General features: G+C 62.4%; 10 protein-coding genes. 8 read left to right on the forward strand and 2 right to left on the reverse strand.

Features of this window, described 5'->3' with window-relative positions:
* Positions 1 to 79 precede the first annotated feature (79 nt).
* The 7 genes from AC07YR_RS13770 (at position 80) to nagB (ending at position 8,243) form a co-directional block, all read left to right on the forward strand.
* Positions 80 to 1,393, forward strand: coding sequence for an ABC transporter substrate-binding protein (locus tag AC07YR_RS13770; protein WP_494734302.1), 1,314 nt, complete (start codon positions 80 to 82; stop codon positions 1,391 to 1,393).
* 53 nt (positions 1,394 to 1,446) lie between these two features.
* Positions 1,447 to 2,379 carry a carbohydrate ABC transporter permease gene (locus AC07YR_RS13775; RefSeq protein WP_436057373.1) on the forward strand — a complete coding sequence of 311 codons (933 nt, stop codon included), beginning with the start codon at positions 1,447 to 1,449 and terminating at the stop codon, positions 2,377 to 2,379.
* Positions 2,376 to 3,302, forward strand: coding sequence for a carbohydrate ABC transporter permease (locus tag AC07YR_RS13780; protein ID WP_436057372.1), 927 nt, complete (start codon positions 2,376 to 2,378; stop codon positions 3,300 to 3,302). The genes AC07YR_RS13775 and AC07YR_RS13780 overlap by 4 nt, the downstream gene beginning before the upstream one ends.
* Positions 3,299 to 4,312 carry a hydroxyacid dehydrogenase gene (locus tag AC07YR_RS13785; protein WP_494734303.1) on the forward strand — a complete coding sequence of 338 codons (1,014 nt, stop codon included), beginning with the start codon at positions 3,299 to 3,301 and terminating at the stop codon, positions 4,310 to 4,312. Before AC07YR_RS13780 ends, AC07YR_RS13785 begins: the two co-directional genes overlap by 4 nt.
* 124 nt (positions 4,313 to 4,436) lie before the next feature.
* The gene (locus AC07YR_RS13790; RefSeq protein ID WP_494734304.1) at positions 4,437 to 6,455 is read left to right on the forward strand and encodes an outer membrane protein assembly factor BamB family protein; all 2,019 of its coding nucleotides are present in this window, start codon (positions 4,437 to 4,439) and stop codon (positions 6,453 to 6,455) included.
* A gap of 63 nt (positions 6,456 to 6,518) precedes the next feature.
* Positions 6,519 to 7,418: an ROK family protein gene (locus AC07YR_RS13795; RefSeq protein WP_494734305.1), complete on the forward strand. Its 900-nt coding sequence runs from the start codon at positions 6,519 to 6,521 to the stop codon at positions 7,416 to 7,418.
* A 36-nt stretch (positions 7,419 to 7,454) separates the two neighbouring features.
* Positions 7,455 to 8,243 carry a glucosamine-6-phosphate deaminase gene (gene nagB, locus AC07YR_RS13800; RefSeq protein ID WP_494734306.1) on the forward strand — a complete coding sequence of 263 codons (789 nt, stop codon included), beginning with the start codon at positions 7,455 to 7,457 and terminating at the stop codon, positions 8,241 to 8,243.
* Positions 8,244 to 8,375: 132 nt separating this feature from the next.
* On the opposite strand, the gene AC07YR_RS13805 is transcribed toward nagB, so the two are convergent.
* Positions 8,376 to 9,197 carry an NHL repeat-containing protein gene (locus AC07YR_RS13805; protein WP_494734307.1) on the reverse strand — a complete coding sequence of 274 codons (822 nt, stop codon included), beginning with the start codon at positions 9,195 to 9,197 and terminating at the stop codon, positions 8,376 to 8,378.
* 349 nt (positions 9,198 to 9,546) lie between these two features.
* Between AC07YR_RS13805 and AC07YR_RS13810 the strand changes: the two genes are divergently transcribed.
* Complete coding sequence (locus tag AC07YR_RS13810; RefSeq protein WP_494734308.1) at positions 9,547 to 10,806, forward strand: hypothetical protein; 1,260 nt, start codon at positions 9,547 to 9,549, stop codon at positions 10,804 to 10,806.
* Positions 10,807 to 11,842: 1,036 nt separating this feature from the next.
* Here AC07YR_RS13810 and AC07YR_RS13815 read toward each other — a convergent pair.
* Positions 11,843 to 11,989: a lmo0937 family membrane protein gene (locus tag AC07YR_RS13815; protein ID WP_494734309.1), complete on the reverse strand. Its 147-nt coding sequence runs from the start codon at positions 11,987 to 11,989 to the stop codon at positions 11,843 to 11,845.
* Between the last annotated feature and the right edge of the window lie 381 nt (positions 11,990 to 12,370).

Consider the following 12,370-nt stretch of genomic DNA (forward strand, 5'->3'; position numbering starts at 1 on the left):
CCTTCGCGGGTTTCATTGAAATACACCATGTGGCATCGGCCACGTCCACCTTCGCATCGTGGATTTCAAGGGAGAACAAATGAAGCGTCGCAATCTACTGATCGGGGCGGCCGGCCTGGCCAGCAGCGCAATGCTGCTTGCAGCCTGCGGAACGGGACCCACACCGTCCGCGGCCCCCACGCCCACCGAGGATCCCTCAGGCACCATTACGTTCTGGTCGCCACTGGCAGGCATGGACAAAGTCGCAGCCGCGTTCAACGCGAGCCAAAGCAAAATCAAGGTCACGTTCGAAACGGTCCCCAACGCTGACAGCGGCGGCTACGCCAAGCTGTCCACGGCCATCACCGCGGGTAACGGCCCCGACGTCTCAACGATCGAATACCCGCAGTTGCCGCAGTTCGTCAGCAATGGCCAGGTGCAGCCGCTGGACGGACTGATCGACAAATCCGCCACCGTGGATAAACTTGGCAGCGAAATCCGGGGCATGGTCCAATTCGGCGATAAGACCTACGGCCTACCGTATGACGCCGCCCCCATGGTCATGTACTACCGCAAGGACATGCTGGCCAAGGCCGGCATCGAGGTCCCCAAGACCTGGCAGGAATTCGAGGAGGCGGCACGGAAGCTCAAATCGGTGGCACCTGACGCCTATTTGGCTAGCTTCAACCCCAACCAAGTACCGGCCACCGCCGGACTGGCCTGGCAGGCGGGGGCCAAATGGTTCGGCACGTCGGGCGACAGCTGGCAGGTCGGCGTGAACGATGACGCCACCAAGAAGGTGGCCGGCTACTGGCAGAAGCTGATCGATAACAAGCTCGTCAAGGTGACGCAGGCCTACAGCGATGAGTGGAGCCTTGACCTGGCGAACGGCACCGTCGTTGGCGTCGTAGGCGCGAACTGGAGCGCCACCGGGATCCAGAAAAGGACCGAAGCGAGCGGACAGAAGGGGCAGTGGATCGCCGCCGAAATGCCGAACTGGGGCACCCCGGCCGGCGCTTTCTACGGCGGATCCAGCTTCAACGTCACCAAGAGCAGTAAGAACCCGGCAGCCTCCGCCAAATTCATCGAGTTCCTCACCACCAACCCGGAAGCCATCAAGGCGCGCGGGAACACCGGCTCAGCATTCCTGGCCTTCCCGGGCCTGACTCCCGTGGCACAGCAGGCCTATGACGCCAGCTACTTCGGCAACGATATCTACGCCGTCTTCAACAAGGCGTACACCACGGTCAGCCCGGGCTGGCAGTGGGGCCCCAGCTGGGACCTCACCAACACAGCACTCAAGGACGCGTACGGCAACCTCAGCACCGGCGGCACTGTTCTGGAGGCCGTAACGACGGCCCAGACGGCAACGGTGGCCGGACTTAAGCAGAACGGTCTTTCCGTCAAAGAGTAGCTACTCACCTGGGCTGCCTCCACGGAGGCAGCCCAGACAGTTAGGAGATCATCATGGCCCCTCAGGCCACCACCGCTGCTCCGCTTCGCAAGCGCCGTGCAGCCTCAGGAACCGGCGGCAGGACCGCAGCACTCTTCTTGGTCCCGTTCTTCGCAGTTTTTACCATCGCCATGGTGGCACCGGTCATCTACTCGATTGTGCTGAGCTTCTATGCACAGCAGAAATCGGGCCTCGGTTTCGGCGAGGCCAAGACTGTTTTTGTTGGACTCGAGAACTACCTGCAGGTCCTGGAGTCGGAGTCATTCGTCAGCGGCATCGCCCGGCTTGGGCTGTACTGCCTGATCTACATTCCCGTCATGGTGGGCGGCGCGGTCATCTTTGCGCTCCTTCTTGATGCAACGGTTGCCCGGACACGCAAGCTGTTCCAACTGCTCGTTTTCCTTCCGCACGCCGTGCCCGGCGTCATCGCGGCCCTGATCTGGGCCTACCTCTACACTCCCGGCATCAGCCCGCTGGTGCAGGCGCTCCAAGGCGGCGGCATCCAGATCAACTTCCTGGATGCACACCTGGTCCTTCCGGCAATCGTCAACATCGGCGTTTGGGAATGGACCGGCTACAACGTCATCATCCTGTTCACCGCTCTGCAGGCCGTTCCACGCGAAATCCTGGAAGCCGCGCGGGTAGACGGCGCAGGCGAAATCCGGTCGGCACTGAGCATCAAATTTCCGCTCATCCTGCCGGCGCTGAGCGTGATCATGCTGTTCACCATCATCGGAACCCTGCAGCTCTTCACGGAGCCCTCCATCATCGCCAAGGCCACCCCGTCCATCACCAGCACCTGGGTGCCGAACCTGTGGGCGTACGACGCGGCATTCATCAGACACAACCTCAACCAGGCGGCAGCCGCCTCGATCATCATTGCCGGGCTGGCAGCTATCCTGTCCCTGGTTGTCACCCGATTCAGTTCCAGGATGAACAAACCATGAGCACCAATACCCTGCCCCTCGCCCGGACCAAAGAGACCCAGCCCATGGCTAAGAAACCCGCGCAGCGCCAGAAGTCCACGGCACGCCAAGGCGGTTTCGGCAGCAAGCTCACCGTCAACGGACTGCTGATCCTGGGCTCCCTCTACATGGTGGTTCCGGTCCTGTGGCTGCTCTTCGCATCCACCAAGAACGCCGCAGACCTCTACGGCACCAGTGCCTACGCCTTGGGCAACTTCGCCCTCTTCGAGAACATCGCAGCAGTAGCCGCCCAGGACGGGGGCGTGTTCTTCCGCTGGATGGGCAACTCCGTCCTCTACGCAGGTTTCGGCGCCGTCGTGGGCAGCCTGGTCTCCGTCATGGCCGGCTACGCCTTTGACAAGTTCCAGTTCCGCGGCAAGGACTCACTGTTCGGATTCGTGCTGGTTGGAGTCCTGATTCCCAACACGGCAACGGTGCTGCCCATGTACCTGCTGGCATCGGTGGTGGGAATGACCAACACCATCTGGGCCATCCTGATCCCCGTCCTGTGCAACCCCTTCGGCGTGTACCTGGCCCGCGTCTATGCCTCCTCCTATGTCCCCATGGAGACGCTGGAGGCAGCGCGCGTGGACGGCGCCGGACCCATCCGCTCCTTCTTCTCCCTAGGCCTGCCCATGATGATGCCGGGATACATCACCATTGCCCTGTTCCAGTTCGTCGGGGTGTGGAACAACTTCATGCTTCCCCTGGTGATGCTCCAGGACCAGCAACTACTGCCGGTGAGCGTGGGCATCTCCATCTGGCAGGGCTACGCGGTTCCCCAGCCCGAGTTCGTCCCCATGGTGATCACGGGTTCGCTGCTCTCCATCATTCCGCTGCTGCTGGCGTTCATCATGCTGCAGCGCTTCTGGAAGTCCGGACTGACCGCGGGAGCCGTCAAATGAGCCCGAAAAACCTGAACGTTGCTCTTGCCATGGGCCCCGGCGTCGCCGCCAGGATCTTCTCCACCCGACGCCTGGAATCCCTGAACGTTGGCCTGCGGCTCCTGAGCCCGGAGCCCATGGAGGAGTTCGCGTCTTCCCGTTCGCTGGGGCTGCTCGCCGAAACCGACATCCTCATCACCGGATGGAACTGCCCCACCGTGGATGCCGCCGTTCTGGACACCGCCCCGCGGCTGCGCCACATCCTGCACGCCGGCGGGACCGTGAAACACCATGTGGACGATGAGTGCTGGACCCGGGGCGTCCAGGTCAGCACGGCAGCAGACGCCAACGCCATCCCGGTGGCTGAGTACGCGCTGGCCATGATTCTGCTGGCCAACAAAAGGGTCCTGCAAATCGCGCGGACGCTGCACACCGAAAAATCGTCCATCGAGGCGGACGAGCTGTTCCCGGACATGGGCAACTACGGCAAACGGGTGGGCATCATCGGCGCGTCCAAAATCGGCAGGCACGTCATCCGGCTGCTCGAGCCGTTCGAACTAGACGTCGTGGTGGCGGACCCTTACCTTAGCCCGGAGGCTGCCGCGGCTCTCGGCGTGCAGTTGGTGGGCCTGGAGGAACTTGTGGAAAGCAGCGACGTCGTGTCACTGCATGCACCCTCTCTTCCCTCCACGCTGAACCTGATCAATGCCGGGCTGATTTCGCGCCTCCGCACCGGGTCCACATTCATCAACACCGCCCGCGGCGAGCTGGTGGACCAGGATGCCCTCCTTGCCCGGCTGGAACGGCACGAACTGTTTGCCGTCCTGGATGTCACCACGCCTTGGGTCCTGCCCGCGGATTCGGGCTTCTACACCAACCCGAATGTCCTGCTGACCCCGCATCTCGCCGGGTCACTGGGCAGTGAGCTGGAGCGGCTGGCGGCCACTGCCGTGGCCGAAGCCCACCGTGTTTCCCGGGGCGAGCCGCTGCGCTTCCCCGTCCAGGTCGAGGACCTGGCCTTCACCGCATAACCCGAGCGCCGCCGTCGTGCTCTGCATTTCCGCGGGCATGCCCGCGGGAAATTCCGCACGCAAGAGTTCGACGGCGGCACCTTTGCACCAGCTTTCACCTCCCCTTCAGAACAAAGGAAGTTCAATGCAGATTTCCAACATCAGCAGGCGGGCCATCCTCCAGGCAGGCGGCGCAGCCGGCCTCGTGGCCGCACTGGGCCTGACCACGTCCGGACCGGCAGCGGCTACGGGTTCGACCGCCGCGCCCGGCACCACCGAAATCCTCGACCTGGGACCGGCGGTAGTCCAGTTCTCGCTGATGAGTTCAATCCTCGTCGGCGACATTGTCTACATCGGTTCCCGCAACCTCGATCCCGTCCGCATCGTTGCCTTCCACGTGCCCACGGGCAAGGTAGTTGGCGAGACCGTGCTGGACACGGGCTACAGTATCCAGGCCCTGGCCGCCGATTCCACGGGCCGCTACCTGTACGCCGGCGTCCTCCAAAATGCCGTTGGTACGCTGCCGAACCTCTACCGCTGGGACCTGACCACCTTGTCGACGAAGGCAACACCGATCGGCCGGATCGGTGACCGCGACGTGCGCGACCTCAGCGTGGCACCGAACGGCCGCCTGTATGCGGTGGGCGGCGGGAGCCCCACCAAGCCGGCTTTGTGGGAGTACAACCCCGCGACCGGCCAGGTCATCGGCCTGGGGATCCCAGACACGGGCGCCACGTTGGCGCGCGCGGTTGCGGCCACGGACACCACTGTGTTCTTCGGCGCCGGCAGCACCCTCGGTGGCGGCGGCAGCGCGGGGCGCGCATGCCTCTGGGCGTACAGCCGTGCCACCCAGACCTTCACGCAGGTCACACCCTCGGAGATGTTGGCGGATCCCAGCATCCGGGAACTGGCCATCCTCGGAGACAAGCTCGTTGCCAGCTCGGCCGCGTCGACCCAACAGTCCAAGGTGGCACTCCTGAACCTGGACGACCTCACCTCCTATTCCGTGGCGACGTCCATCGGCAAGACCGCCAAGAACTTCACAAGCATGGGCAACGACGTGTACTTCGCCAATGAGTCCGGCCTGTGCGTGTATACCGTGGCGTCGAACTCGATCTCACAGCTGACGCTCGGCGGCCCGTCCCTCGGCGAAATCTGGGGCGTGGACGCCCGCAACAACAAGATTCTGGCCACCTCCGGCTACGGCTTCGTGGCCGAGATCGACCTCGGAACAGGAAGCATGACCGTCACCGACCTTGGAGAAGCCGGCGCGTCCGCCACGCCCCAGGCAGCCATGGGCCTGGCGGCCGGTGCAGGATTCGTCTACGCCGGAGGCAACGGCGTGATCTCCCGCCGCTCCCTCCAAACCGGCGAGGTCGTCAACCTGAACGCCCCGGGCGAGGCCAAGGACGCCGTCATTGTGGACGGTATCCTCTACACCGGCCAGTACAGCTCCCAGGGCATCTGGAAATACGATCCGCGCAGCGGCCAGCCGATCCACCAGGCCGCCGACTTCCCCGGCGCGCAGAACCGGCCGCTCGACGTCTGCTGGGACGACGTCAACAAGCTCATGCTGGTCGCCGCGCAGTCCGACACCGAGGGCGGCGGGTCCTTCTGGACCTATGATCCCGCCACGGCGGCGAAACAGTGCTTCATCAACCCGATCGACAACCGTCAGCTCCTGCGTGCTGTGGCCACCCGCGACGGCGTGGCCTATCTCGGCGGCGGCCTCCCCACTCTTGACGGTCCGGGCACCATCGTCGCTTTCGATCCTGTGGCCGGCAAGGAGCTCTGGAGGCTCGAACCGCAGATGGGGGCGGGCATCTCCGCACTCGCCGTCCAGGGGCGGAACCTGTATGTGCTGACCCGCAAGGGTGGCATCTTCGTCGTCGACCTCCCCACACGCAATCTGGTGCACCAGGCCGACATCAGCACCTTGTCCTATGGGTTCGGTGCCTTGGTGGCCAACCGCGGCCTGATCTACGGCGTCTCGGACACCACCGTGTTCCGTTTTGACCCCAAGACGTTCGACGCGGCAACCGTGCTCGCGGACACCCAAGGCGGCTGGTACAGCGGATCCCACATCACCAACGATGAGGACGGCTACCTGTACACCATGCGCGGCCGCAACCTCGTTCGGATCGACGACCACCCGAGGAAGTAGGGATCTTTGATGCCAGGCTCAAGTACTCCAGTTCAAGCGTCCACGCGTACCGTGAGGATCGGCGTGGATATCGGCGGAACCAAAACGGAAGCTGTCGCCATCGACGGGGACAACCATGTTCTGCACACGCTGCGCCGCGCCACCGGTCACGGAAACCAAGCGCTGCTTCGCACCCTCTTCGAGGTCATCGATGAGCTGCGCGGCGCGGAAATCCTTGCCGGCTGTTCCGTGGAAACCGTGGGCATCGGGATCCCGGGGACGGTGGATACCTTCTCCGGGCACGTATCGAATGCGGTGAACGTCGGCGTCGCCAGCCTGAAGCTGGGCGCGCTGGCGCACCGCGAGCTCGGGCTCAAAGTCCACGTCGAAAACGATGTCAATGCCGCTGCCGTGGGCGCCCACCATCTCCTCTCCGAAGGTCACGAGTCCAAACAACAATCCAGCGCCTACCTCAACCTGGGGACGGGCTTGGCCGCCGGGTTTGTCATTAATGGTGCGCTTGTCCGGGGAGCCTCTGGTGCAGCCGGCGAGATCGGTCACCTGCCTGTGGGCTTGCATTCTGACCTGTGTCCCTGCGGCCAAATTGGCTGCCTTGAGATGCTTGCCTCCGGATCCGGCATCGCCCGGCAGTGGTACAGCGGGGGGACATGGCCCGCGGTATCACTCTTCGACAAAGCACTCGCCGGGGATGCACAGGCCCGGACCGTCCAGAACCGGTTCTTCCAGGGCGCGGCAGCGGCCGTCCGCATCCTCGGGCTGACCTTCGACCCCTCCACCATCTACATAGGCGGAGGCCTGAACGCGCTAGGGCACCCGCTGCTCAGCGGAATCCGCCAGGAGCTGGCCCTCAGCAACGCGCAATCACCGTTCCTCGCAGGTCTGGCCCTGGGCCATCGTGTCCGCCTGGTCCCGCCCGGGCTGCCCGTTGGCTCAGTCGGCGCCGCGATCACGGCCACCGTCTAACAACGCTCTCCCCTTGCAACAAACAAAGGAAATCACGTGGCAGAAGTCATCATCGCCCGCGACCAGTCGGAAGCGGGCGACATCGCTGCCTCCATCATCGTCAACCAGATCATCACGACGCCCGGCACCGTGCTCGGTCTGGCCACAGGCTCCACTCCCCTGTCCACCTACGCTGCCTTGGCACGGTCAGTACGCGACGGCATTGTTGACGTTTCCGGCGTGCGTGGTTTCGCCTTGGATGAATACCTCGGCATCCCGGCGCAGCAGCCGCAAAGCTACAGATCCGTCATCACCCGCGAGGTCGTCGAACCGTTGGAACTCACCCCCGAATACGTCATGACCCCGCGAGGCACCGGAGCGAATATCGAGTCCGCCGGCGCGGAGTACGAGGCATTGATGGCAGAAGCCGGTGGCATCGACATTCAAATCCTCGGCATCGGCTCCAACGGCCACATCGCGTTCAACGAACCCGGATCGTCCCTGGCATCGCCCACACGAATCAAAGCACTTACCGAACAAACGCGCCAGGACAACTCCAGGTACTTTGACTCACCGGATGACGTCCCCACACACTGCATCACGCAGGGGCTAGGTACCATTCTCCGGGCCCGGCACATCATTCTCCTCGGTTTCGGACGACACAAGGCACGGGCCATGGCCGCTGCCCTGGAGGGACCCATCTCCGCGACAATCCCCGGATCGATCGTTCAGCTCCACCCCAAAGCGACGGTCATCGTCGACGAGGCAGCTGCAACGGAGCTGGCCAACGCCGCCTACTATCGCCATGCCCGGCGATCGGCGCCGTGGTCCTCGAGCAAACAGTAGAAAGCGTTCGGTCGCTCACCCGCTCGTGCAGCGGGTGAGCGATCAACTCCGGTGCCCGGTCCACCCTCCCCGAACGCCCCTGCGGGGCAAGGCGTCTGCGTGCCGGGAGGACGGTTCAAGGCTGCTATCGCCTCATGGTTGCATGGTTCCTTTGTCATCAATGCGCACGAGGTTGGTGCCCTGGATCGAGTACAGCAGGCCGTCTTCGTCGGCGGCTATGTGCGGGCCGTTGTACCAGCCGCCGTTGATCCCGGCGACCACCACCGAGACGGCAAATGTCGTCGGATCGATGCGGAAGACCGTTGTGTCAGAGACGCCATAGACGATCCCCCGACTGACGGTCAAGGCTCCGAAGTCAGTGCATACGCTACTCAGATCCGCTGTGTGGACGAGCTGGCGGGTATCCAGGTCAATGACGAACAGGCCGGCGGCCCTGCGGGACATGCCGTAGAGGTATCGGCCGTGGATGGCGAGGGCCGCCACGCCCGCACGCTGGCACGGATCCAGGCACCACAGTTCCTGGTTGGCTATCGGATCCCAGGCGACGACCGTGCTGCGGGGGCCGTCGGCGTAGATGTTGTCGCCGCCGAGGTAGGCAACGCCGTCCTTGGTTGCCACTGCACGCACCATCTGGAGACTGTCGATAGGGTTGACCTTGGTGGTGATCTGGCTGGTGACCGGGTTGTAGGCGGCGAAGCATCCGCCGCCGCCAGTGTCGTTCTGGGCGCCTGCGATGACGAGACCGTTGAGGGCATCCCAGCAGACGTCGAGTGGCCGGTTCTGCCCTGCGGGCAGCGCGGCGGCCTGGTACGGGAGCTGTCCGGTGTTGGGGTCGTAGGCGTAGATGCCTCCTGAGTTGTACTGGCCGGTGTACAGGACGGCTGGTGGCGGGCGATGGTACCGGTGCCACCCACGTAGACATCGCCGCGTGCACCCGGGGGCAACTTCTTTCACTGTTCAAGAAAGTGGCCATTATGAAGGATTCGCCGACACGGTTCCGCACCAGGCTTGAAGACCGAAAGATGTCATGAAGATCGTCCCCGAGTGGAACCACTGGTACAACAATCAGCGCCTGCATTACGCCCTGGATTAACAGACACCAGAGGAACTTCGCTCGTTACCCGCCCCTGCCGCAACCTTTGCTTGCATTTCACTGCCGCATACCAACCGTCCCGCCGTAGGTACCATTCGCTCTTATTCGGTCGCGGGGATGTAGCCGCAGTGGCGCTGAACGAGCGGTGCTCAACGACCGATGATTAGGGTTATCGCGAGCGTCTGGACTAAACCCGCCCTCGAGGCCACAATGAACCCCATGCAGACCTACTCGCTTGAACTCGTGGACCTGCCCAGAGACCCCCACGAGCCTGATACAACGCTGTTTCAGAGAATAAACAACAACGGTCAGATGACGGGACAATTCGTCGGCGAACCCTACTGGTGGAATGGCGGTCAGTGGACTCAGATCACCACTGACCGAAGCGGTGGCCGAGCCACCGGCATCAATGATGACGGCCTGATAGTCGGGTTGCACCATGACTTTCCGCCAACGAAAGCATTTGTGTACGAGCAAGGGAAACTTACAGACATTCTGCCTTCCGCGGACAGCTCCGCCGCAGCGGTTAACAACTCGGGTCTTGTGGTCGGCACTGAGGACAACCAACCGTTCACCTGGGACTGGAGAACCCGCACGCTGACCAAGATTCGCCTGCTGCCAGGTCACATACGGGCTGAAGCCTCTGCGGTCAATGACCAAGGGCACGTCGTTGGCATATCGCGGCGCAATATTGACGTGGAGGACCAAACAACGCGACAGCCAAACCCTTACCAGCTGTTTTTCTATTCCGAAGGCAAAGACCCGAGTGATGCACGCGGGGATGTGATCACCGTGGCACGGATGAACAATGCTGACGTGGTTTGCGGTACGAGGCGTGGCGCGCAAATGGTTAACGGATCATGGCCGGATCGCGCTTATCGGGCCGAGCTTAGCTCGGGAACTGCCGTCTTCGAGGATATCGTGCCTGCATCGGATGCGGGGATCAAGATTAGCAATGCCTATGACATCAATGATGCCGGCGTCGTTGTCGGCTCGTGCACTAAAGGAGCATTCGTCCATTACCCGACGGGACACCCCAATCACGGATTCCACGTTCTGGGGCCACAGGTCTACGGCACAGAGGACTGGTTCCTCCTGGAAGCTACCGGGATCAATGACCACGGCATAATCGTGGGCAACGGCACCTTCAAGGGTGCCCCCAGATCCTTCAAGCTCATCCCCGCCCGTGAGCGCTCCCCGCTGGAAACGAAAGCGCTCCAGTTCCTCGTGCTGTTCGGCGCTGTAACTGCCGGCGGTTCCGGTATCGGCCTGCTTCCGGGCGGTAAACTGAAACCCGTCCCGGAGCCCCTATGGGATCGGCTTAATCAAGCCGAAAAGGACTTGTATTTGGGGGCCGCCATCGAGAGTCTGTCGCGTGCCATTGGTGAGACCCCCGCGGCCAAGTTACTGCACGATGCTGGGCTGCAAATCACTGAGCAAGCAATCGAAGAGCTCCCCGAACCGTCCTAGACCAAACGGGCCAGACGTGATCCCTCTCGGTGACCTGTGGCACTAGGGGGACAGCTTGGTTCGGCTCCGACCCCGAGGGAATTCAGCGTCAGCGATCGCCACGGCTGGCAACCATCCTATCGTTGCTACGTGGGTTCTGGCAGTTCCGGACGGCGATCCCGCTGGCCACCGTCGCGGATGTAGAAGTACTGTCCACGGATCGTGGGCCGAGCGCAGATAGGCCACGAGCGGCGCCCGCTGACAGGAACGTCCTACGAAAACCGACGAACTAGGCCGCGAAGTCATGTCGTCTGAAACAGAGAACTTCATGAACTAGTGAAGGAAGAGCCAGGATGAGGGATCAAAATGCAGGCCGAAGAGCCGCCCGTGGACAGGGTGTGGACAATGTCCACACCCCTTGACCGGACAACCGACCACATTCCCACTCCCCCTACGCCATGTTAACCAGCGACGGGCGACGAAAAAACTTCAAGAAATCTCACCAAGGTCATGTCGTCAGCACAAACCCGCCCCATGAATAAGTGAAGGACCAACCCCAGCCACCACAGCAACAAGAACGGAGCCCGAATGACCCCACATCCCAGCAAGCGGAAGGCCCACCGGCAAGGACCCTGAACCCGCCACCCACACAACGCGGCGCCAGCCACAGACCGCGGCCAATGTCAGAGGGGCCCGCAGAGGGTCAATGTCCACACATTAAAGCAAAAACCCCTCTGACGAGGGGGTTTACGTGCCCGAGGTGGGACTCGAACCGGACTCCGGCCCTTGCTAACACTGGGATCTCGCGCCAAAATAGCCAGTCCGAGCCAGTCCGGTCGATGTGCGATCCGATCCAACGCGCCACTTGTGCACATTGTGCACGCCTGTTTTTGCATTCTGCAGCAACGCCGAACGGGACAAGAACACCCTTGACGGAAGATGAATTAGCGTCGTTCCATCATGGCTGTCGCTGGTTGAGAGAATCGCCCACCAGGACGCCAATATATTGCGTCCTATTCGGCCGGGGCGTTCGCCGCGGCAGTACGAGGTTTCGAAGTCATGTGCGGGACCTGCCGCGAACGAAGTGGAAGATCAGGACGACCACAGCTACAACCAAAAGCAGGTGAATTAACCCGCCGCCGATGTTGCCTAGCAGCCCGAGAAGCCACAGAACTGCGATAACGACGGCTATCCAAAGCAACACGAGAGTCTCCTTCGTTTGGCGGATGGAAATGCTAATTATTGCGCCCCGGCTGCTCTACGTACATATGCTTCGAGCAGGAATGACATGGCTGCCGGACGGTCGCCCGGGGGGCTGCCGCCGGCAAGGATCATTCTCGTACTCATCCGGCCCGACTCCGCATCTTCAGCTGTGGTGCTTATCAGCCTATGTGAGGCGCCGGAGGAGGAAGGGAGTTCCTTTTTGAGCTTGTTCCCATCTGCTGTGTTTCGGTCAGGATCAGTTGCCGGAAATGGCCACACGTCGCCTAATTGTCCAGAGAACTCTGGACAGTAATGATGGAATTGGCTGTGTTGCGGTGTGACTCCGGCTCTGACTGACGCCCGGTGAAGGGTTTGTCTTCTA

The organism is Arthrobacter sp. GW460-12-1-14-TSB2, from assembly GCF_059423525.1.

Excerpts from the sequence above, each read along its gene's own strand:
- AC07YR_RS13790 (WP_494734304.1), top strand. The coding sequence starts at position 4,437 with ATGCAGATTTCCAACATCAGCAGGCGGGCCATCCTCCAGGCAGGCGGC.
- AC07YR_RS13780 (WP_436057372.1), top strand. The coding sequence starts at position 2,376 with ATGAGCACCAATACCCTGCCCCTCGCCCGGACCAAAGAGACCCAGCCC.
- AC07YR_RS13785 (WP_494734303.1), top strand. The coding sequence starts at position 3,299 with ATGAGCCCGAAAAACCTGAACGTTGCTCTTGCCATGGGCCCCGGCGTC.
- AC07YR_RS13810 (WP_494734308.1), top strand. The coding sequence starts at position 9,547 with ATGAACCCCATGCAGACCTACTCGCTTGAACTCGTGGACCTGCCCAGA.
- AC07YR_RS13775 (WP_436057373.1), top strand. The coding sequence starts at position 1,447 with ATGGCCCCTCAGGCCACCACCGCTGCTCCGCTTCGCAAGCGCCGTGCA.
- AC07YR_RS13770 (WP_494734302.1), top strand. The coding sequence starts at position 80 with ATGAAGCGTCGCAATCTACTGATCGGGGCGGCCGGCCTGGCCAGCAGC.